This is a genomic window from Streptomyces sp. NPDC002324 (assembly GCF_053593335.1).
Genome location: NZ_JBSFCF010000016.1, coordinates 111142 through 132999 on the forward strand (window position 1 = coordinate 111142; position 21858 = coordinate 132999).

Annotated in this window: 14 protein-coding genes and 2 pseudogenes; 7 read left to right on the top strand and 9 right to left on the bottom strand. The window is 69.2% G+C overall.

Features of this window, described 5'->3' with window-relative positions; translation table 11 throughout:
- Positions 1-51 precede the first annotated feature (51 nt).
- The 5 genes from ACWCRJ_RS22020 to ACWCRJ_RS22040 all read left to right on the top strand — a co-directional run bounded on the left by ACWCRJ_RS22020 (position 52) and on the right by ACWCRJ_RS22040 (position 7701).
- Entirely contained in the window at positions 52-2418 is a 2367-nt protein-coding gene (locus ACWCRJ_RS22020; protein ID WP_450940860.1) for a glycoside hydrolase family 2 protein, read from the top strand.
- Complete coding sequence (locus ACWCRJ_RS22025) at positions 2415-3455, top strand: LacI family DNA-binding transcriptional regulator (RefSeq protein WP_450940861.1); 1041 nt, start codon at positions 2415-2417, stop codon at positions 3453-3455. The genes ACWCRJ_RS22020 and ACWCRJ_RS22025 overlap by 4 nt, the downstream gene beginning before the upstream one ends.
- Positions 3456-3671: 216 nt before the next feature.
- Positions 3672-4898 carry a thiolase family protein gene (locus ACWCRJ_RS22030; RefSeq protein WP_381197657.1) on the top strand — a complete coding sequence of 409 codons (1227 nt, stop codon included), beginning with the start codon at positions 3672-3674 and terminating at the stop codon, positions 4896-4898.
- The gene (locus ACWCRJ_RS22035) at positions 4895-7033 is read left to right on the top strand and encodes a 3-hydroxyacyl-CoA dehydrogenase NAD-binding domain-containing protein (protein ID WP_450940862.1); all 2139 of its coding nucleotides are present in this window, start codon (positions 4895-4897) and stop codon (positions 7031-7033) included. The genes ACWCRJ_RS22030 and ACWCRJ_RS22035 overlap by 4 nt, the downstream gene beginning before the upstream one ends.
- Positions 7034-7326: 293 nt before the next feature.
- The gene (locus ACWCRJ_RS22040) at positions 7327-7701 is read left to right on the top strand and encodes an NTP pyrophosphohydrolase (protein ID WP_450940863.1); all 375 of its coding nucleotides are present in this window, start codon (positions 7327-7329) and stop codon (positions 7699-7701) included.
- Positions 7702-7776: 75 nt separating this feature from the next.
- On the opposite strand, the gene ACWCRJ_RS22045 is transcribed toward ACWCRJ_RS22040, so the two are convergent.
- From ACWCRJ_RS22045 to ngcE, 9 genes are all read right to left on the bottom strand, one after another.
- On the bottom strand, positions 7777-9303 hold the full coding sequence (locus ACWCRJ_RS22045) for an amino acid permease (RefSeq protein WP_450940864.1): 1527 nt from the start codon (positions 9301-9303) through the stop codon (positions 7777-7779).
- 146 nt (positions 9304-9449) lie between these two features.
- Positions 9450-11369, bottom strand: a complete 1920-nt coding sequence (dxs, locus tag ACWCRJ_RS22050) for a 1-deoxy-D-xylulose-5-phosphate synthase (RefSeq protein WP_450940865.1) — start codon at positions 11367-11369, stop codon at positions 9450-9452.
- Between the two features lie 230 nt (positions 11370-11599).
- Entirely contained in the window at positions 11600-12922 is a 1323-nt protein-coding gene (locus tag ACWCRJ_RS22055; protein WP_450940866.1) for a sugar ABC transporter permease, read from the bottom strand.
- Positions 12919-13710, bottom strand: coding sequence for an ATP-binding cassette domain-containing protein (locus ACWCRJ_RS22060; RefSeq protein WP_078531497.1), 792 nt, complete (start codon positions 13708-13710; stop codon positions 12919-12921). Before ACWCRJ_RS22060 ends, ACWCRJ_RS22055 begins: the two co-directional genes overlap by 4 nt.
- Positions 13711-13920: 210 nt before the next feature.
- Entirely contained in the window at positions 13921-15024 is a 1104-nt protein-coding gene (locus ACWCRJ_RS22065) for a sugar ABC transporter substrate-binding protein (protein WP_450940867.1), read from the bottom strand.
- A 124-nt stretch (positions 15025-15148) separates the two neighbouring features.
- Positions 15149-16348: an ROK family transcriptional regulator gene (locus tag ACWCRJ_RS22070; protein ID WP_450940868.1), complete on the bottom strand. Its 1200-nt coding sequence runs from the start codon at positions 16346-16348 to the stop codon at positions 15149-15151.
- 202 nt (positions 16349-16550) lie between these two features.
- Positions 16551-17483, bottom strand: coding sequence for a carbohydrate ABC transporter permease (locus tag ACWCRJ_RS22075; protein WP_020114177.1), 933 nt, complete (start codon positions 17481-17483; stop codon positions 16551-16553).
- Between the two features lie 21 nt (positions 17484-17504).
- On the bottom strand, positions 17505-18434 hold the full coding sequence (locus tag ACWCRJ_RS22080; protein WP_005481845.1) for a carbohydrate ABC transporter permease: 930 nt from the start codon (positions 18432-18434) through the stop codon (positions 17505-17507).
- Between the two features lie 136 nt (positions 18435-18570).
- Positions 18571-20043: an N-acetylglucosamine/diacetylchitobiose ABC transporter substrate-binding protein gene (gene ngcE, locus ACWCRJ_RS22085; protein ID WP_450940869.1), complete on the bottom strand. Its 1473-nt coding sequence runs from the start codon at positions 20041-20043 to the stop codon at positions 18571-18573.
- Positions 20044-20515: 472 nt separating this feature from the next.
- On the opposite strand from ngcE, the pseudogene ACWCRJ_RS22090 reads away from it, so the two are divergent.
- Positions 20516-21311 (top strand): annotated as a pseudogene (locus tag ACWCRJ_RS22090) (discoidin domain-containing protein); the annotation flags it as partial.
- A gap of 19 nt (positions 21312-21330) precedes the next feature.
- Positions 21331-21827 (top strand): annotated as a pseudogene (locus tag ACWCRJ_RS22095) (GH92 family glycosyl hydrolase); the annotation flags it as partial.
- Between the last annotated feature and the right edge of the window lie 31 nt (positions 21828-21858).

Genomic DNA, 21858 nt, shown 5'->3' on the forward strand with positions numbered 1-21858 from the left:
ATAGTTTCGCGATGGTGTCGGGGAATTGACTGGACCGGTTTAGGAGTGCGCATGCTGGACGCCACACCGCTCGTCGAGGGCTGGATCCTGCGCCATGGGGGAGATGCCCTCCCGGCCGAGGTGCCCGGGTGCGTACACACCGATCTGCTGGCGGCGGGGCTGATCCCGGACCCCTTTCTCGGGCGCAACGAGACCGAGGTGGCGTGGGTGGGGCGCCGGGAGTGGACGTACGAGGTCGAGCTGCCCGGGGTCGGCGCGGCCGGCGGGCACGATCAGACCGACCTGGTCTTCGACGGGCTCGACACCGCCGCCGAGATCCGGCTCGACGGCCGGGTCCTCGGTTCCGTGCGGAACATGCACCGCTCGTACCGCTTCGACATCACCGGTCTGAGCGGCCTGCTCTCGGTGCGCTTCGCCTCCGCGTACGCCGAGGCGGAGGCGGTGCGCGAGCGGCTCGGCGACCGGCCGAACGCCTATCCCGAACCCTTCCAGTACATCAGGAAGATGGCCTGCTCCTTCGGCTGGGACTGGGGGCCGACGCTGGTGACCGCCGGTATCTGGCGGCCCGTCCGGCTGGAGAGGTGGTCGACGGCCCGGATCGCGCGGGTACGGCCACTGGTGACCGTCGACGGCACGACCGGGCACGTGGAGCTGCTCGTCGACGTGGAGCGGGCGGCCGTGGAGGCGGGTCTGCGGCTGGAAGCGCGCGTGGGGGGTGTCACCGCCGTCGCGGAGGTCGGGGGGACGAGCGGGGCCGTACGCCTGGAGGTGCCGGGCGTGGAGCTGTGGTGGCCGCGCGGGTACGGCGAACAGCCCTTGTACGAGGTCGAGTTGTCGCTGTACGCCGAGGGCGACGCGCTGGACGTGTGGCGGCGGCGGGTCGGGTTCCGGAGCGTCGGGCTGGACCGGAGCGCCGATGAGCACGGCACCGGGTTCACCCTCGTCGTCAACGGTGAGCGGCTGTTCGCGCGCGGGGTCAACTGGATCCCGGACGACGTGTTCCCGTCCCGGATCACACCCGAGCGGTACCGCGCGCGGCTGACGCGGGCGGCCGAGGCAGGGGTCGACCTCGTACGGATCTGGGGCGGCGGGATCTACGAGAGCGAGGACTTCTACGACGTCTGCGACGAACTGGGCCTGCTGGTATGGCAGGACTTCCCGTTCGCGTGCGCGGCCTACCCGGAGGAACAGCCGCTGCGGGGCGAGGTGGAGGCCGAGGCGCGGGAGAACGTCGTCCGGCTGATGCCGCATCCCTCGCTGGTCCTGTGGAACGGCAACAACGAGAACCTGTGGGGGTTCCGGGACTGGGGCTGGGAGGAGCGGCTCGCCGGGGAGTCGTGGGGCGAGGGGTACTACCTGGGCGTACTGCCGCGCGTGGTGGCCGAGTCGGACCCGACGCGGCCGTACACGGCGGGCTCTCCGTGGTCGGGGTCCTGGGACCGGCATCCGAACGACCCCGCGCACGGCACGCACCACTCCTGGGAGGTGTGGAACCGGGAGGACTACGCGGGGTACCGGGCGAACGTGCCCCGTTTCGTGGCCGAGTTCGGCTGGCAGGCGCCGCCCGCGTACGCGACGCTGCGGCGGGCGCTGCCGGGCGAGGAGCCGGCGCCGGACTCCCCCGGCATGCTGCACCACCAGAAGGCCGAGGACGGCAACGGGAAGCTGGAGCGGGGGCTCGCGCGCCATTTCACCCTGCCCGAGGGGGACTTCGACCGCTGGCACTATCTGACGCAGGTCAACCAGGCGCGGGCGGTCGCCGCCGGGATCGAGCACTGGCGATCGCACTGGCCGGTGTGCGCGGGCACGATCGTGTGGCAGCTCAACGACTGCTGGCCGGTGACCTCCTGGGCGGCGATCGACGGGGACGGCCGGGAGAAGCCGCTCTACCACGAGCTGCGGCGGCTGTACGCGGACCGGTTGCTGACGCTGTCGCCACGGGTGCTGGCCGTGGTCAACCAGGCGGCCGGGGAGTGGACGGGCTCCGTGCGGCTGCGGCGGGTCTCGGTCGACGGGGCCGTGATCGGTCAGGCCCGGGTCGAATTCGTGGCCGCGGGGCGGGCGGTGGCCCGGGTGGGCGTACCGCGGGAGCTGGAGCCCGTCGGGCCGAAGGAGTTCCTCGTCGCGGACGCGGACGGGCTGCGGGCCCTGCTCTTCCCGAGCCCCGACCACGAGATCCCCTACCCCCGGCCGGAGTTCGACGTCAGCGTCACGCCGGACTCGGTCACGGTGACGGCCCGCACCCTCGTACGGGACCTGCTGCTGCAGGCCGACCGGCTGGACCCCGGGGCGCGGGCGGACCGGGGGCTGGTCACCCTGCTCCCCGGGGAACAGGTGACCATCGGTGTCAGCGGCTGGAAGACTCCCGGTGCGGAAGCCGCCCGATCAGCCCTGTACTGCCTGGAGCCCAGCCGATGACGACCTCCCGCGTGACCATCAAGGACGTCGCCGCGCTCGCCGGGGTGTCCAAGGGCGCGGTGTCGCTCGCGTTCAACCGGAAGCCGGGGCTGGCCGACGCCACCCGGGACCGGATCTTCGCGGCGGCACGGGAGCTGGGGTGGGCGCCGAACCTGGCGGCGCGGTCACTGTCGAACCGCCGGGTCGACGTGGTGGGTCTCGCGGTCTGCCGGCCCGCGAAGCTGCTCGGGCTCGAACCCTTCTACATGGAGTTCATCTCCGGGGTGGAGAGCGTGCTGGCCGAGCGGTCCTGCTCGCTGCTGCTGCGGCTGGTGCGGAACCTGGAGGAGGAGGTGGGGCTCCAGGACGCGTGGTGGCGGGGGCGGCAGGTCAGCGGGTCGATCCTCGTCGACTTCCGCGCGGACGATCCGAGAGTGGCCGCGGCGCAGCGGCTGGGGATGCCGGTGGTGGCCGTCGGGCATCCCTCCCTGACCGGCGGACTGACCTCCGTGTGGACGGACGACGCGACCGCCGTGACGGAGGCGGTGCGGTATCTGGCGGCGCTGGGGCACCGGCGGATCGCGCGGGTGGGGGGCGCGGGGTCGTTGGGCCATTCGGCCCTGCGTACGGCGGCGTTCGCGAAGGCGGCCGGGTCGCTGACGCCGGTCCGGGTCTGGCAGGTGGCGACCGACTTCTCGGGGGAGGCGGGGGCGCGGGCGACGCGGGCGTTGCTGACCGGGGCGGGGGACGACCGGCCCACGGCGATCGTCTACGACAACGACATCATGGCGGTGGCGGGGTTGTCCGTGGCCGCCGAGATGGGGGTGCGGGTGCCGGCGGACCTGTCCCTGCTGGCCTGGGACGATTCACAGCTCTGCCGGCTGACGCGGCCGACTCTTTCCGCGATGAGTCATGACGTGCACGGGTTCGGGGCGGATGTGGCGCGAACGCTGTTCGGGGTGATCGACGGGGACGGGGAGGTCGGGGTGTCGCATCCGGTGGCCACGCCCGTACTGGTTCCCCGGGGGTCCACCGCGACCGCCCCTCGGGTGCCTTAGGGGACAACGGGTGCGTCGTGGCTGGTCGCACGGTTCCCCGCGCCCCTAAGGTAGGGAGACGTAACCGCCGGTAACCCGTGAAACCCGTGTGACCTTCGCCGCTCCCCCGTCCAGGGGTGTGCAGCACAGTTACCCGCAAGTAGCATGGGGCTGAGCGCCCGCTCAGCGGTTGCGCATCGCAGCAGTGCCGTCCCGCACCTCTGGAGGAGAGCCATCGTGCCTCGTACCGTCAAGGAAGTCGTCTTCGTCGACGGCGTCCGCACCCCGTTCGGCAAGGCGGGCCCGAAGGGCATCTACCACGAGACCCGCGCCGACGACCTCGTCGTGAAGGCGATCCGGGAGCTGCTGCGCCGCAACCCCGGTCTGGAGCCCGCGAAGATCGACGAGGTCGCCATCGCCGCGACCACGCAGATCGGTGACCAGGGCCTCACCATCGGCCGCACGGCGGGCATCCTCGCCGGCCTGCCGCAGTCGGTGCCCGGCTACTCCATCGACCGCATGTGCGCCGGCGCCCTGACCGCCGTCACCTCGGTCGCCGGTTCCGTCGCCTTCGGCGCGTACGACGTCGCCATCGCCGGCGGTGTCGAGCACATGGGCCGCCACCCCATGGGCGAGGGCGTGGACCCCAACCCGCGCTTCGTCAGCGAGAAGCTGGTCGACGAGTCCGCCCTGTTCATGGGCATGACCGCCGAGAACCTGCACGACCGCTACCCGACGATCACCAAGCAGCGCGCCGACGAGTACGCCGTGCGCTCCCAGGAGAAGGCCGCCAAGGCGTACGCCAACGGCAAGATCCAGGCCGACCTGGTACCGATCTCGGTCCGCCGCACCAACGCCGAGGCCGGCGAGACCGGCTGGGGCCTGGTCACCGCCGACGAGCCGATGCGGCCGGGCACGACCATCGAGAACCTGACGGGCCTCAAGACCCCGTTCCGCGTGCACGGCCGGGTCACCGCCGGTAACGCGGCCGGTCTGAACGACGGCGCGACGGCCTCGCTCATCGCCTCCGAGGACTTCGCCCGCGAGAACAACCTCCCCGTCAAGATGCGCCTCGTCTCGTACTCCTTCGTGGGTGTCGAGCCGGAGGTCATGGGCTACGGCCCGATCCCGGCGACGGAGAAGGCGCTCGCCCAGGCGGGCCTGTCCATCGACGACATCGGTCTGTTCGAGATCAACGAGGCCTTCGCCGTCCAGGTGCTGGCCTTCCTGGAGCACTACGGCATCGCCGACGACGACGCGCGCGTCAACCAGTACGGCGGCGCCATCGCCTTCGGTCACCCGCTGGCCTCGTCGGGCGTGCGTCTCATGACGCAGCTCGCCCGCCAGTTCGAGGAGCAGCCGGAGGTCCGCTACGGCCTGACCACGATGTGCGTCGGCTTCGGCATGGGCGCCACGGTCATCTGGGAGAACCCGCACCACAAGGACGCCGGAGGCGACAAGTGACCACCACCACCGAGCTTCTCAAGGGCGCGGCGGAGCTGTTCCCCGACGAGGTCGTGACGTCCGCGCACGTACGCCACCTCGACCTGCCCTTCGGCGCCGGGCGCTTCGCGCTCATCACGCTGGACAACGGCTTCGACCACACCAAGCCGACCACCTTCGGCCCGGCGTCGCTGGCGAACCTGAACACCGCCATCGACCAGGTCGAGAAGGAGGCCTCGGCCGGCGAGATCGTCGGTGTCGGTGTCACCGGCAAGCCGTTCATCTTCGCCGTCGGCGCCGACCTCAAGGGCGTCGAGCTGCTGAAGGAGCACGAGCACGCGCTCGCCATCGGCAAGGGCGGCCACGAGGTCTTCAAGCGCCTGTCCGCGCTCGCCGTCCCGACCTTCGCGTACTACAACGGTGCCGCGATGGGCGGTGGCGTCGAGGTCGGTCTGCACTGCGCCTACCGGACCGTCTCCGCGGCCCTCCCGGCGTTCTCGCTCCCCGAGGTGTTCCTGGGCCTGGTCCCGGGCTGGGGCGGCTGCACGATCCTGCCGAACCTGATCGGCGCCGACAAGGCCGTCTCGGTGATCATCGAGAACAGCCTCAACCAGAACAAGCAGCTCAAGGGCGAGCAGGTCTACGACCTCGGCATCGCCGACGCCATCTTCGAGGGCGCCGACTTCCTGGAGCAGTCGCTGCTGTGGACGGCGTCCGTCCTCAAGGGCGAGATCGTCATCGACCGCCCGGTCATCGACCGCGGCGAGGCCTGGGACCAGGCCGTCGCCAAGGGCCGGTTCATCGCGGACTCCAAGGTGCACGGGGCGGCCCCGGCCGCGTACCGCGCGCTGGACATCATCGCCGCCGCGAAGAACGGCGACCTCCAGCAGGGCTTCGACGCCGAGGACGTGGCCCTCGCCGACCTGATCATGGGTGGCGAGCTGCGCTCCGGCATCTACGCCTTCAACCTGGTGCAGAAGCGCGGCAAGCGCCCCGCCGGCGCCCCGGACAAGAACCTCGCCCGCCCGGTCACCAAGGTCGGTGTCGTCGGCGCCGGTCTGATGGCCTCCCAGCTCGCGCTGCTGTTCCTGCGCCGCCTGGAGGTGCCGGTCGTCCTGACCGACATCGACCAGGAGCGCGTCGACAAGGGTGTGGGCTACGTCCACGCCGAGATCGACAAGCTGCTGCTCAAGGGCCGGATCAACCAGGACAAGGCCAACCGCCTCAAGGCGCTGGTCACCGGTGTCCTGGACAAGGCCGAGGGCTTCGCGGACGCGGACTTCATCATCGAGGCCGTGTTCGAGGAGATCGGCGTCAAGCAGCAGGTGTTCGCGGAGGTCGAGGCCGTCGCCCCGGCGCACGCGATCCTCGCCACCAACACCTCCTCGCTGTCGGTCACCGAGATGGCGTCGAAGCTGAAGAACCCCGAGCGGGTCGTCGGCTTCCACTTCTTCAACCCGGTCGCGATCCTGCCGCTGCTGGAGATCGTCCGGGGCGAGACCACGGACGACGCCTCCCTCGCCACGGCGTTCGCCGTCGCCAAGAAGCTGAAGAAGACCGCGGTCCTGGTGAAGGACGCCCCGGCGTTCGTCGTGAACCGCATCCTGACCCGCTTCATGGGCGAGATCCAGAACGTCATCGACGAGGGCACGCCGGTCGAGGTCGCCGAGAAGGCGGTCGAGCCGCTGGGTCTGCCGATGTCGCCGCTGGTGCTCCTGGAGCTGGTCGGCCCGGCCATCGGTCTGCACGTCTCCGAGACCCTCAACCGCGCCTTCCCGGACCGCTTCACGGTCTCCCCGAACCTCGCCGCCGTCGTCAAGGCCGGCAAGCGCGGCTTCTACGTCTACTCCGCAGAGAACAACTTCAAGCCGGAGCTGGACCCCGAGGTCGCCGCGCTCCTGAAGCAGGGCGACGTCGTCCTGTCCGAGGAGCAGGTGCGGGCCCGCGTGCTCGACGCCGTCGCCCAGGAGATCGGGCTCATGCTCGACGAGGGTGTCGTCGCCGAGGCGCAGGACATCGACCTCTGCCTGATCACCGGCGCCGGCTGGCCCTTCCACCTCGGCGGCATCACGCCGTACCTGGACCGCGAGGGCGTCAGCGAGCGGGTGAACGGAAAGAAGTTCCTGGAGGCCGGGGTCGCCTCGGTCCCCGCGTGACGCTCGCACCGGCATGACACGGTCCCGGCCATGACGGCCGTACGGACCTGAGGAGGGTCTCCGCCGCACGGCGGAGGCCCTCCTGTCATATGTCCTCGGCGAACCTGAAGTCCGGTGTCCCCAGCCGGGACGTCCGCAGCGTGCCGTCCGCCCCGAGCACCACCTCCCCTGGCGCCCGGCACGGCTGCCCGACCGCTTTTCTCGCACGGACGCACGAATGACCGAGCGGCCCCAACATAGGACGACCGTTTTCACCGGCCCGGTGGGACCGAGCGGCGTGCGACCCTGTCCGCATGGACGCCCCGCTGCTCGTGATCGTCGACGCCGCCAACGTCATCGGCTCCGTGCCCGACGGCTGGTGGCGCGACCGGCGCGGCGCGGCGGAACGTCTGCGCGACCGCCTCGCCCGGGACGGGGTCCCCGGCCGGCGGGAACCCGTCGAGCTGGTGATGGTGGTCGAGGGCGCGGCCCGAGGCGTGGAGCCGGCCCCCGGCGTACGGGTCGAGGCGGCCCCGCGCAGCGGCGACGACCGCATCGTGGAACTGGTCGCCGAGGAGGCCCGCGACCGCGCCTGCCTCGTCGTCACAGCCGACCGTGAACTACGGCGCCGGGTCGGCGAGTTGGGTGCCGAGGTGACCGGGCCGAGGGCGGTGCGCGGGGAGTCCTGAGCGCGGTCCGGCCCCGTACGCCCCACGGAAAGGGGGCGTACGGGGCCGGAGGGCACATCCCCGGGCGCGGACCGGCTACGAGGCGTCGCCGCGTCCCGGCGGCCCGCCCGGGTCACCCGTCAGGGTCTCCTCGTGGCGTCCGAGCCGGCTGTGCGAGCGGCCGTAGACGAAGTAGACGAGGAAGCCCAGGAGCATCCAGCCGGCGAAGCGGAGCCAGGTCTCCGTGGGCAGGTTGAGCATCAGCCACAGCGACGCGCACACCGACAGGATCGGGATGACCGGAACCCAGGGGGTGCGGAACGACCGGGGCAGGTCGGGGCGGGTCCGGCGGAGGATGATCACGCCGATCGCGACGACCACGAAGGCGAACAGCGTGCCGATGTTGACCAGCTCGGCCAGCTCGCTCAGCGGGGTGAAGCCCGCGAGGACCGCGATGACCACTCCGAGCAGGATGGTCGGCCGGTGCGGGGTCTTGAACCGGGGGTGCACGCGGGAGAAGAAGCGCGGCAGCAACCCGTCGCGGCTCATCGCGAAGAACACCCGGGTCTGGCCGAGCAGCAGGATCATGCACACGGTCGTCAGGCCGACGGCGGCGCCGAAGCTGATGAAGCCCGCGAACCACGGATGCCCGGTCGCCTTGAAGGCGTCGGCGAGCGGCGCGGTCACCGACAGCTTCGTGTAGTGCTGCATGCCGGTGACGACGATCGACACCGCCACGTACAGCGTGGTGCAGATGACGAGCGAGCCGATGATGCCCCGGGGCATGTCCCGCTGCGGGTTCTTCGTCTCCTCGGCCGCCGTGGCGACGACGTCGAAGCCGATGAACGCGAAGAAGACCACGGAGGCGGCAGTGAAGATGCCCATCACACCGAAGTTGGAGGGCGCCCAGCCGAACATCAGCTGGATGAGCGGCGATTGGAGGCCGTCCCCCGCTTCGACCGCCTGCGCCTTCGGGACGAACGGGTCGTAGTTGTCGCCCTTGACGAAGAAGGCGCCCGCGATGATCACGGTGAGGACGACGGTCACCTTGATGGCGACGACGAGGGAGGTGACACGCGCGGAGAGCTTGGTGCCGATCACGAGAATGGCGGTGAGGATCAGGACGAGCGCGGCGGCGAGGATGTCGAAGCCGAAGCCCTCGGCCCCGTCTCTCGTGCCGAGCGCCGCCGGCAGTTCCCAGCCGGCGTTGGCCAGCAGCGAATGGATGTAGCCGGACCAGCCGACGGCCACCACCGCCGTCCCCAGCGCGAACTCCAGCACCAGGTCCCAGCCGATGATCCAGGCGGGCAGTTCGCCGAGGGAGGCGTAACTGAAGGTGTACGCGGACCCCGCGACCGGGACCGTGGAGGCGAACTCCGCGTAGCAGAGGGCGGCGAGCGCGCAGACGACGCCGGCCACGACGAAGGCGAGGGCCACGGCGGGACCGGCGTTGTTCTTGGCCACCGTGCCGGTGAGGACGAAGATGCCGGTGCCGATGATGACACCGACGCCGAAGACCGTCAGATCCAGCGCGGACAAGGATTTCCTGAGCGCGTGTTCTGGCTCCTCGGTATCGAGGATGGACTGCTCGACCTTCTTCGTCCGGAAGAGTGTGCTGCTCACAGGCGGACCTCCCACGCTTGTCGTCCTCGACATGATCGAGAGGGGGCGTGGTCCGTATGCCCCGGCGCGGGCGGTTTCACGCGAATGGGCCGGTCTCACCACCGTAAAGAATGGCGAAACCGGCCCGGACGGCCCAACCGGACCGATCAGTCGCGGGCGGGTTCCACCTCCGCCGTGGTTTCGCCGAACCGCCCGTCGATCTTGGAGACCAGGCCGGTGACCTGGCGGGCGATGTCGGGCGCGGTGAGCCCGATCTCGGCCAGGACCTCGGCGCGGGAGGCGTGGTCGAGGAAGCGCGGCGGGATGCCGAAGTCGCGCAGCGGGATGTCCACGCCGGCGTCGCGCAGCGCCTGGGCGACGGCCGAGCCGACGCCGCCGACGCGGGAGTTGTCCTCGACGGTGACGACCACGCGGTGCTTGTCCGCGAGGGGCGCCATGTGCTCGTCGACCGGCTTGACCCAGCGCGGGTCGACGACGGTCGTGGTGATGCCCTGCTTGTCGAGCAGACCGGCGATCTCCAGGCACATCGGCGCGAGGGCACCGACGGAGACGAGGAGCACGTCCGGGGTGTCGGTGCCCGGCTCGCGCAGCACGTCCATGCCGCCGACACGGCGCAGGGCCGGTACGGCGGGGCCGACGGCGCCCTTGGAGAAGCGCACCACGGTCGGCGCGTCCGTGACCTCGACGGCCTCGCGCAGCTGGGCGCGGACCTGGTCGGCGTCACGCGGCGCGGCGAGCCTGAGCCCCGGCACGACCTGGAGGATCGACATGTCCCACATGCCGTTGTGCGAGGCCCCGTCGGTGCCGGTGACGCCGGCCCGGTCCAGGACGAAGGTCACCCCGCACCTGTGCAGGGCGACGTCCATCAGAACCTGGTCGAAGGCACGGTTGAGGAAGGTGGCGTAGACGGCGAAGACGGGGTGCAGGCCGCCCGTCGCGAGGCCCGCCGCCGACACCGCGCCGTGCTGCTCGGCGATGCCGACGTCGTACACGCGCTCGGGGAAGGCCTTGGCGAACTTGTCGAGGCCGACCGGCTGGAGCATGGCCGCCGTGATGGCGACGATGTCCTCACGCTCCTTGCCGAGCTTCACCATCTCCTCGCCGAAGACGGAGGTCCAGTCGGCGCCGGAGGAGGCGATCGGCAGACCCGTGTCCGGGTGGATCTTGCCGACGGCGTGGAAGCGGTCCGCCTCGTCCTGGAGGGCGGGCTGGTAGCCGCGGCCCTTCTCGGTGAGGCAGTGCACGATGACCGGCCCGCCGAAGCGCTTGGCGCGGGCGAGCGCGGACTCCAGGGCCTCGATGTCGTGCCCGTCGATCGGGCCGACGTACTTCAGGCCCAGGTCCTCGAACATGCCCTGCGGGGCGATGAAGTCCTTCAGCCCCTTCTTGGCGCCGTGCAGCGTCTCGTAGAGGGGGCGGCCGACGACGGGTGTGCGCTCCAGCAGGTCCTTGCCGCGGGCCAGGAACCGCTCGTAGCCGTCGGTGGTCCGCAGGGTGGCCAGGTGGTTGGCGAGGCCGCCGATCGTGGGCGCGTACGAGCGCTCGTTGTCGTTGACGACGATGACCAGCGGGCGGTCCTTGGCGTCGGCGATGTTGTTGAGCGCCTCCCAGGCCATACCGCCGGTGAGCGCGCCGTCGCCGATGACCGCGACCACGTGGTCGTCGCGTTTGAGCACCTGGTTGGCCTTGGCGAGGCCGTCGGCCCAGCCCAGCACCGTGGAGGCGTGGCTGTTCTCGATGACGTCGTGCTCGGACTCGGCCTGCGAGGGGTAGCCGGACAGGCCGCCCTTCATCTTCAGCCGGGAGAAGTCCTGACGACCGGTGAGGAGCTTGTGGACGTAGGACTGGTGTCCCGTGTCCCAGAGCACCTTGTCGCGGGGCGAGTCGAAGACACGGTGCATCGCGATGGTGAGCTCGACCACGCCGAGGTTCGGGCCGAGGTGACCGCCGGTCTTCGACACCGCCTCCACGAGGAAGGTCCGGATCTCCTCCGCCAGCTGGTCCAATTCCTCCAGGCTGAGCCGGTCCAGATCGCGCGGTCCCCTGATGCGGGTCAGCAGCGGCACCCGTGCCTCCTTGCGATAGTGCTGTTCGAGCGTTACCGGGCTCGTCGAAGTCTAATCTTCCGCGCGGACGGCCGACGGCCGGGCGGTCGACTGTCACGTCACGCGAACGGCGTAAACCGTCCTGCGCGGACGTACTTGCACGAAACGTCCGAGAACGAGCAGAAGTGCCCGGCACCTTGAAGGCACCGGGCACTTGTGCGCCCTGCGAGGGCGTGAGGCGTTCAGGGCCGCTACGCGCGACCTGCCGCCTTCTGGCTCTTACGGCTGACGGAGTCGATGACGACCGCACCCAGCAGAACCGCACCCGTGATCATGTACTGGATCGAGGTGTTCATGTTCAGCAGGTCGAGACCGGTCTGGATCGACTGGATCACCAGCATGCCGAGCAGCGCCGACCAGACCGAACCCCGGCCGCCGAAGAGGCTGGTGCCGCCGATGACCGCCGCGGCGATCGCGAGCATCAGCGTGTTGCCGCCACCGGCGGACAGCGTCGCGCTCGCGGTCTGGCCGGCGAAGAACATACCGCCGACCGCCGCGAAGCCACCCGAGATGGCGAACACGGAGATCCGGATCATCGGCACGTTGATACCGGCACGGCGGGCGGCCTCGATGCCACCGCCGACCGCGAACACCTTGCGGCCGTAGGTCGTGCGACGCAGCACGAAGTCCACAACCACCAGCGCCACGAGGAAGATCACCAGCGCGTTGGAGACGCCGGAGGCGTCGTTGAGCACGGCGGCGGCGACGAAGGACGCGACGGCGAGGGCGCCGACCCGCAGCAGGATCTCGCTGGTCGGCCGGAACGGCACGCCCGCCGCCCGGCGGCGGCGCTGCTCGTTGAGGTTGCCGACGAGGGAGAGGACGACGGCGACACCGGCCAGGATGTACGCGCCGATGATGGCCTGGTCCATGAAGAAGGAGCTCTGGCCGAGCAGGTGGACCGGACCCGTGTCGGACGGGATGTTGATCGTGCCGCTGTCGCCCAGCAGCCACAGCATCAGGCCGTTCCAGCCGAGGAAGCCGGCCAGGGTGACGACGAACGCCGGCACCCCGATCCTGGCGAAGAACCATCCCTGCAGCGCGCCGATGACGACACCGGTGATGATCGCGAGGACCAGCGACAGCCAGGCGTTCACACCGTGGGTCACCGCGAACACGGCGAACAGGGTGGAGGCCAGACCGCTGACGGAGCCCACGGACAGGTCGATCTCGCCGAGCAGCAACACGAACACCAGGCCGATGGCGAGCATGCCGGTGGCCGAGAGGAAGTAGCTGATGTTCGAGAGGTTGTCGGCGCTCAGGAAGCGGTCGTTCTGGAGCTGGAAGATCGTCCAGATGACGATCAGACCGATGACCACCGGCAGCGAGCCCAGCTCGCCGCCCTTCACCTTGCGCTTGAACTCGGTGACGTAGCCCTTGAGGCCCTCTTCGCGGACCAGCAGACGCGGGTCGACGACGGAGACCGGCGCGGCCGTGGGGTCGTCGGCGGGCGCGACCGTGGTCTGGCCCTGCACGGAATCACTCTTCACGGGGGTCTTGGACGTGTCGCTCACTTTGCCGCCTCCGTGGTGCGCCGCCCCGCACGACGGGTCACGGCGTTGTCCGTGGCACCCGTGATCGCGGCGATGATCTCTTCGTGGCTGGTGTCCTTCACGGAGAAGGAGCCGTTGTTCTTGCCCAGGCGCAGGACGGCGACGGTGTCCGCGACCGCCTTCACATCGGCCATGTTGTGGCTGATGAGGATGACGGCGAGGTCGCGCTCGCGCAGCCGCTCGACGAGGTCGAGGACCTGCGCGGTCTGCTCGACACCGAGGGCGGCGGTGGGCTCGTCCAGGATGACGAGCTTGGGGTCGCCGATGAGGGCGCGGGCGATGGCGACGACCTGGCGCTGACCGCCGGAGAGGCTCGCGATCGGGATGCGGACGCTCGGGATGCGGATCGAGAGCGTGGACAGCAGTTCGCGGGAGTTCTTCTCCATCGACACCTCGTCGATGACACCGCGGTGCAGCAGCTCGCGCCCGAGGTAGAGGTTGCCGACGACATCGAGGTTGTCGCAGAGCGCGAGGTCCTGGTAGACCGTCGCGACGCCGAGTCCCTGGGCGTCGTGCGGCTTGTTGATCCTGACCGGCTCACCCTGCCACTCGATGACGCCCTCATCGATGGGGTGGACACCCGCGATCGTCTTGACCAGGGTGGACTTTCCTGCGCCGTTGTCGCCCACCAGGGCGACCACTTCTCCGGCGTGGACCTCCAGCTCGACGTCGGTGAGTGCCTGAACCGCACCGAATCGCTTGGAGACTCCGCGCAACGCCAGCACGGGCGTAGCGGACACGTGAACCATCTCCTTCGCCGCCTGACCGGCGGGGATGCCGCGCTGGGAACCAGGCGCGGAGGAATGTGCGGGCCCCGTCGACGGGGGCCCTCGCACAAGGCTTACAAGGTGAACATGCGAGTGGCCGCCGCTCTTTCGGCGGCGGTTCCGTCCGGCGCCCGCCCCGGAAGCGGGGTATGGGTGGGGCGGGCGCCGGACAGGCTCAGTGGGCCGGAGCGACTACTCCAGGCCGGCGGACTTGCACGCCTTGGCGTACTCCGGGGTGCAGATGTCGGCGACCGTGTAGAGGCCGTCCTTCACCACCGTGTCCTTGATGTTCTCCTTGGTGACGGAGACCGGGGTCAGGAGCTTCGCCGGGACCTTGTCGCCGGAGCCGCTGGTGACCTCGGTGTCGGCCAGGGACTTGATGTCCTTCTTCTCCAGCAGGTTGACCGCCAGCTCGGCGGCGGTGTCGGCCTCCGGCTTGTAGGCCTTGTAGACCGTGGAGGACTGCGTGCCGGCCACGAGCCGCTGGATGGCGGCCAGCTCGGCGTCCTGACCGGTCAGCGGGATGCCGCTGATCTTCGCACCCTTGAGGGTGTTGGCGATGCCACCGGCCATGCCGTCGTTGGCGGCGTAGACGCCCGCGATGTTCTTGGCGCCCAGCTGGGTGATCGCCGCGGACATCTTCTGGGCGGCGACGGTGTCCTTCCACAGGCCGGACTGCTCGTAGGCGATGTCGACCTTGCCGTCGAGGGCCTTGTGCGCGCCCTCCTTGAACTGACCGGCGTTCGGGTCGGCGTCGTCGCCGTTGATCATGACGACCTTGGCCTTGGGCGTGGCCTTGTCGCCGAGGGCGTCGAGGAGGGCCTGGCCCTGCAGCTCACCGACCTTGACGTTGTCGAAGGAGACGTAGGCCGAGACCGGGCCCTGCGCGAGACGGTCGTAGGCGACGACCTTGACGCCCTTGTCCACCGCGGACTGGATGGAGGACTTGATGGCGGCGGAGTCCTGGGCGGAGACGACGATGACCTTGACGCCCTTGGTCACCATGGTGCTCATCTGCTGAGCCTGCTTGGTGGGGTCGGCGGCGGCGTTCGCGTACTCGACCTTGCAGTCGGAGCACAGCTCCTCGACCTTGTCCTCGAAGTACGGCCGGTCGAACTTCTCGTAGCGCGCGGTGACGTTGTCGGGCAGGAGCAGACCGATGGTCTTGTTGCCCGAGCCGCTGTCGCTGCCGCTGTCCGAGTCCTTGTCGTCGCCGGCCTTGCCACAGGCGGCCACGGACAGCGCCAGCGAGATCGCGGTGGCGCCGATCGCGACTCTACGCATCGTTGCGTTCATTTGGGTTGTGCCTCCCTGACACGGGCCGCAGCACTGCGGCCGAGGTGGCTGGAAGTCAACTCGGCCACACGTGCGACGTCAAGAAGTAAATCCTTAACGGGTTGGCAACGGCGTGTTTCGTTCTCTAAGTGAAGACAGGAGTCGCTGCGGAGAGGGTACCGTCCAAAAGGGTCGAATCACCCATCTCACTGAGGGCCAGGGCCAGGGCCCCGAGGACCTCGGCTCGGCCGCCAAGTGCCCCTGGCAACACCGAGAGTTGACGTGCGGCACTCGGGATCGCGTACCGGCCGACCGACTCCCTTATGGGTCCGAGAACCAGCTCTCCGGCCTCGGCGAGATCGCCACCGAGAACCACGCGGCTCGGGTTCAACAGATTGCAGAGATTGGCGACTCCACTTCCGATGTGTCGGCCGACGTCGGCGATCACCCGACGGCAGCCCGGATCCCCGTCCCTCGCCAACCGTACGACCCCTTCCATGGTCAGGTCGGTGCCATGGCTGGACTGGAGGAGCGGCAGCACATAGCGCGCGGCCGCGAAGGTCTCCAGGCAGCCACGGTTGCCGCAGCGGCAGACTGGGCCGGATTCATCAAGAGTAATATGCCCGATTTCTCCCGCTGTGCCACCCGGGCCTCTGTAGATCTTGCCATCGATCACCAGTCCGGCCCCCACGCCGCTGGACACCTTGATGTACGCCAGGTCCCGCACCCCCCGGCCGCTGCCCCAGACCAGCTCACCGAGGGCGCCGAGGTTGGCGTCGTTGTCCACGTGCACGGTCACACCGAGACGGTCGCGCATCTCGGCGGCGGGTTTGGTGCCGGTCCAGCCCGGCAGGATGGCCGTGGAGCCGAGCGAGCCGGACTCCACGTCGATCGGACCGGGCACGCCGAGGCCCACGCCGGCGATCTTCGCGCGATCCACCCCGATGGCCTCGATCAACCGGGTGACCAGCTGTTCCGCCCGGTCGAAGCCCTGCGTCGAGGAGGCGTCCACGTCCAGCGGCTCGGCCTCCTCGGCGAGCACCTGATGGGCGAGGTTCCCTATCGCGACGCGCAAATGGGTGTGCCCGAAATCCACGCCGATCACGATCCCGGCGTCCCCGCTGAGCGAGACCGCGCGCGCCCGCCGGCCGCCGGCCGACGTGGGCGTGACCTCGACGGTTCCGCCTTCCTTCAGCTCACGCACGATGTTGGAGACCGTGGCGGCGGACAGACCGGTCGTCCTGGCGATCTCCGCCTGGGTCAGCGACCCGGCGAGCCGCACCGCCCGGACGACGCGTTCGAGATTTGCTCTGTGCAGCGACGACTGCGACCCCGGAGTCTCCATCGACTCATCCACTCCCGTCCCAGGACGGACGGCCCGCACGCCGCCCGTGACCCAGGTCACTGCCACGGAACCCGGGTCACTTACAAGTTGTGAACTCCAAGCTCCGCTGAACGGGTTACCGCAGTCAAGTCCTTGAGGGAAACTGGGACCGCCGAGTGACCACTAAATGTCACTCTGCGGCTACTTGAGGTCCCGGAACGGGCTACTTGAGGGTGGCCGAGGTGAGGCCCGCCTGCACCTGGCGCTGGAAGGAGAGATAGACCACGAGCATCGGGATCATGGCGATGGTGACACCGGCGAAGAGGACGGGCAGGTCGGAGGCGTAGCCCTGCTGCTGCTGGAGCTGGATGAGGCCCTGGGTGAGGACGTACCGCTCCGGGTCGTCGCCGCTCTGCGGCTGCATGAGGACCGTGGGCAGGATGAACTGGTTCCACTGCCCCAGGGTGTTGAAGATCCCCACACTGATCAGACCCGGCTTGGCCATCGGCAGCATGACCTGGAAGAACGTCCGGGTGTGCGAGGCCCCGTCCAGGATGGCCGCCTCGAAGACCGCGGTGGGCAGCGTCCGGAAGAACGCGTGCATGAAGAACACCGTGAACGGCAGCGAGTAGGCGACGTACACCAGGATCAGCCCCTGGTAGGTGTTCAGCATGTCCAGCCGTTTGACCATGAAGAACAGCGGCACCAGGGCGAGGAAGACCGGGAACATCGCCCCGGCGACGAAGAAGTAGTACAGCAGCCGGTTGCCCGTGAAGGGGTAGCGGGCCAGGACGTACGCGGCCATGGAGCCGAACAGCATGGTCAGCGGCACGGAGAAGACCAGCACGATGACCGTGTTGACGAAGTAGTCCCCGATGCCCTTGTCCCAGGCACGGGAGAACACCTCCAGGGACCAGTTCTCGGGCCAGCCGAAGGCCGAGCCGCCGATCTGCGCGTCGGTCTTGAAGGCGCTGAGCACCAGCCACAGCAGCGGCAGCACGATCAGCAGGGCCCACAGGGCGAGGAAGCCGTGCGAGAAGACGTTCAGGACGACGCCTTCGCCGCGCTCGTCGCCCGGACCGGTCCTGCCCTTGTCCACCGTCGGGCCGGTGGGGACCGAGTCGCCGCGCGAGGCGGTCTTGAGGGGTGCACTCATCACTTCTGTCGTCTCTCCCGCTCAGAACTCGACGCGTTCGCGACGGGTGGCGCGCAGCATGACCACCGACACGATCAGGGTGAGGAGCAGCATCACGACGCCCATCGCACAGGCGTAGCCGCTCCTGCCGTACAGCAGGAAGTTCCGCATCATCACGGTCGCCATGACCTCGCTGTGGTGGTCGGGGCCGCCCCCGTACTCGCCCGCGGTCATGGTGGAGACCAGGATGAACATGTCCATCGCCGCGATGCCGAGGTAGACCCAGGCGGTCTGCACGGAGTCCCACAGCAGCGGCAGGGTGATGCGGAAGAAGGTGTGGGCGCGGCCGGCGCCGTCGATCAGCGCGGCCTCGTAGATGTCCCTCGGGATGGCCTGCATGGCGGCGGAGAACAGCACGAGGTAGAAGCCGACGCCGTGCCAGACGACGACCAGGATGAGCGCCCACAGCACGAAGTTCGGCTCGTTGAGCCATTCGACGGGGCTGCTCTCGTCGACCAGCCCCAGCTTCAGCAGCAGGCCGTTGAGCATGCCTCCGCTGTCGCTGCGGTACACGGCCCCGAACAGCACGGCGAGGATCGCCAGCGACAGCACCTGCGGGAAGAAGTAGACGATCTTGTAGAACCCCGACCCGGCGACCCCCGAGACCCCGCCGGCCCGGCCGCGGCCGCCCGCGTTCAGCATGAAGGCGAAGAACAGGGCGAGCAGGATGGTGATCACCGGGATGAACACCAGGAACAGGATGTTGTGCCAGATCGCCTGGAGGAAGATGTCGTCCTGGAACAACGCCGTGTAGTTGTCCAGGCCGATGAAGGAGAACGTCTGCGACTGCCCCTTCCAGTCCGTCAGCGAATAGCCGAACGTCTGGATGTACGGCCAGATCACGAAGATCAGATAAAGCGCCACGGGGGCGAGTAGAAACCCCGCGACGAACCGGTTCTGCCCTTTACGCATTGGCGTTTCCCTGCCTCGGCTTCCATGAGACGAAAGGCGCGCCCCGTGTTTCAGGGACGCGGGGAACTGCGCGGCGAGCCGCCACGAACCCGCAGCTCACCACAGTGCGCAGCTCCCCCGGCGCTCCGACGCCCCCCTAGTCCCGGTGGTTCTTCTTGGAGTCGGGGTCCTTGGCCTGCTTGTCCACGGCGGCCTGGGCCCGCTTGAGCCACTCGGCCGGCTGGATCCGCTTGGCCATCAGTTCGTTCGACGCGTTCTGGATCGCGGTGTCCATCTCGCTGTACCACTCGGTGTACAGGTAACGGAACGTGTTGTCACCGGCGGCCTTGGACACTTCCACCGTCGACTGGGTACCGGGCCGCAGGGAGACGCCGGTGTCGACCCCGTCCTTCACGATCGTCAGGGAGTTCGCCTCCTTGGCGAACAGCGTCGACCACTCCTTGGAGAGCATCATCCGCATGAATTCCTTGGCGGCCGGCAGGTTCTTCGCCTTGGAGGGGATGATGAACGGCTCCCCGGAGCCGGCCCGGATCGCCTCGAAGGGCATCACGCTGTCCGGCAGCACCGGCATCGGCATGAACGTCATCTCGAAGTCGTCCGGGGTCTGCTTCAGCTGCTCGTTCTCCAGCCAGGAGCCGGAGGTGATGAACACGGCCTTGTACTGGTTCCAGCGGGCCTGGGACTCGGTGTGGGTCAGGCCGTTCGTGCCGGGCATCAGATAGCCCTTCTCGACGACCTCGTAGATCGCCTCGACGCCGGCCTTCGCGGCGTCGGAGCCGACGAACGCCTTGGGGTCGAGGTTGTCGATCGCCTTCATGGCCTCCAGACCGCCCGTCTTGGCGATCAGGTCCATGATGGCGACGTTGATGTAGTACGGGTATTTCCCCTGGTGGGCGAGGCCGCCGATGCCCTTGGCCTTGGCCTCCTTGCAGATGGTGAGGAAGTCGGCCCAGGTCTTGGGCTCCTCCCAGCCGTTCTCCTTGAAGAGCTTGCCGGAGTACCAAAGGCCCCACACCGTGTAGATGTAGTTCAGGGCGACGACCTTGTTCTCCTGCATGCCCGCGTCGAGCGTGCCGGGGATCAGCGTGTCGCGGACCTTCTTGTCCGGGTCGTCGATCGAGGGGGCGTCCAGGACCTCGGCGAGGTCGAGGAGCTGGTCGTTCTTGTAGAGGACGTCGATCGGGATCTGCTGGGCGCCGGAGTCGTCGACGATGTCCGGCGGGTTGCCCGCGTTGAACCGCGGCTGGAGTTTGCCGGTGATCTCCTGGGTGCCGGTGTGGGTGGAGCTGACGCCCCACTTCTTCTGGAAGGCGGCCTCCCAGGCCCTGGCGTAGGCGTCGCCGTAGCCCCCCTTGAAGATGACGACGTCGAGCTTGCTGCCCTTCTTGACGCCGAAGGGGTTGGAGGCGGAGGTCTTGCCCTGGCTGTCCTCGGAGGTGTCGTCGCCGCCGCCCCCACTGGCACACGCGGACAGGAAGCTCATCGTCGGGACGGTGATCAGGCCCAGCGCGGCGGAACGCTTGATCAGATCGCGGCGGCCGACACCTTCGGGGTCGGTGGCGGCGACCCCCTCGGGGTCGTTGTCGTGCTCAGCGGTAGTGGATCCCATGCTCAAGTCCTCGCCTTCTCCAGGACTCAGGCGGTGAACCGGATCCTCCCGGCACCGCGGTCGGTTCAAGCTGGGGTCGTGCGTGAGGATTCAACAGGGGCAAGACGGCGGTCGCCATGCGGACACGTCCGCGACCACCGCTAATTCCCCCCAGGTAGCGCCTGTCCGCGGCTGTGTGACCACTATGCGGACGCCGACAGGTATAGTCCACTTCCCGCCAGGGGGGCAAGATCGAATGCAAGGTTGGCCATCGGTCTTTTCCGAGTTGAGACCTCTCGGAAATATGAGCGACCTTGCGCCACCTGACCGGAAAATCCCCGCCATTCGTCCCGGATGGCGCACTCAACACCCTAGACATCACACATCACTTCAACCCCTACCGGTCCCTGCGCTACGCGGTCGACAACGTTGTCCTCTTTCGATCATTCCTTGATCGAAAACTGTCTGCTGGACGTAGGGAGGGTGCTCGCTGATGCGGCACGGACGGGGTTCCACGGCGGCGCTCGGCGCCGCCGCGTTCGCTCTGGTGGTGGCCTCGCAGGGTGCGGCGGTCGCGTCACCGGACCGGCCGGCGGCCGGGGAGCGGGAGTTCAGCTCCTCGTTCGAACCGGACGACCCGGCTCCGGACTGGCTCAGTACGACCGACACGGCACCGGACTTCTCCCCCCGGGCCTCCGGCGTCGACGGCGGCTACACCACCGGCATTCCGGGCGACATCACCGACCATGTCACCGACATCCGGGCCAGCGGCGAGAACACGGGCGGCGGGGAGGTGAACGAGAACCTCGTCGACGGCGAGTCCGACACCAAGTGGCTCACCTTCCAGCCCACCGGCTGGGCGGAGTTCGACCTGGACCGCCCGGCGAAGGTGGTCACCTAGGCACTGACCTCGGCGAACGACGTCGAGGCGCGCGACCCGAGGGACTGGACCCTCAAGGGCTCCATCGACGGCAAGGAGTGGAAGACCCTCGACACCCGCTCCGGCGAAGGCTTCGGGGAGCGCTTCGAGACGAAGTCGTACGACATCCCCGGCGACGCGGTGGCCGAGTACCGGCACTTCCGGCTCGACATCACCAGGAACAACGGCGCCTCGATGATCACCCAGCTCGCCGATGTGCGGTTCTCGACGGGCGGCGGGCAGGCACCCGCGCCGAGGGAGATGCTGTCGCTGGTCGACCGGGGCCCGAGCGGCTCGGCGACCGTCAAGGCCGGCATGGGCTTCCCCCGGCAAGCGGGCCCTGCGGTACGCGGGCCGGCACACCGCCGACGACTCGCTCAGTGACCTAGAAGGTCAACGGCAAGGTGTGGACGTCGACTTCGCTGCCGCACTCGCTCCTCGCCCGGGGCGGCACGCTGAGGTTCGACATGGGCCCGAAGCCGTCCCGCTGGGGCACCGGGGAGAGCACTGCCCCGGTGTCGATCACGAAGGACGACAGGGCTCCGGCGCCCCGCTCGGACGCCGTCGAGGGCGACGGCGCGCTGTTCGACGACACCTCGGCGACAAAGGCGACCGCCGGGACGGTGCCGCTCCCGGTGCGGGCCCGCACGAAGGCGGTCCAGTACACGCTGACCTCGTCCGACCGTACCGAGGCACCGGCCGGCTGGACCCTCCAGGGCTCCGCCGACGGCACCGCGTGGAAGACCCTCGACCGGCGCTCCGGCGAATCCTTCGCCTGGACCGCCAGACCCGGGCCTTCTCGGTCACCACCCCGAGGGCGTACGACCACTACCGTCTCGTCCTCGACGACAGGGCGACGCCGGCGGAGGTGGAGCTGCTGTCCTGACCGGCCGGGGTCGGGTGCTGCGACGCACCCG

Excerpts from the sequence above, each read along its gene's own strand:
- ACWCRJ_RS22025 (WP_450940861.1), top strand. The coding sequence starts at position 2,415 with ATGACGACCTCCCGCGTGACCATCAAGGACGTCGCCGCGCTCGCCGGG.
- ACWCRJ_RS22075 (WP_020114177.1), bottom strand. The coding sequence starts at position 17,483 with ATGAGTGCACCCCTCAAGACCGCCTCGCGCGGCGACTCGGTCCCCACC.
- ACWCRJ_RS22060 (WP_078531497.1), bottom strand. The coding sequence starts at position 13,710 with ATGGTTCACGTGTCCGCTACGCCCGTGCTGGCGTTGCGCGGAGTCTCC.
- ACWCRJ_RS22040 (WP_450940863.1), top strand. The coding sequence starts at position 7,327 with ATGGACGCCCCGCTGCTCGTGATCGTCGACGCCGCCAACGTCATCGGC.
- ACWCRJ_RS22065 (WP_450940867.1), bottom strand. The coding sequence starts at position 15,024 with ATGAACGCAACGATGCGTAGAGTCGCGATCGGCGCCACCGCGATCTCG.
- ACWCRJ_RS22080 (WP_005481845.1), bottom strand. The coding sequence starts at position 18,434 with ATGCGTAAAGGGCAGAACCGGTTCGTCGCGGGGTTTCTACTCGCCCCC.
- ngcE (WP_450940869.1), bottom strand. The coding sequence starts at position 20,043 with ATGGGATCCACTACCGCTGAGCACGACAACGACCCCGAGGGGGTCGCC.
- ACWCRJ_RS22020 (WP_450940860.1), top strand. The coding sequence starts at position 52 with ATGCTGGACGCCACACCGCTCGTCGAGGGCTGGATCCTGCGCCATGGG.
- ACWCRJ_RS22070 (WP_450940868.1), bottom strand. The coding sequence starts at position 16,348 with ATGGAGACTCCGGGGTCGCAGTCGTCGCTGCACAGAGCAAATCTCGAA.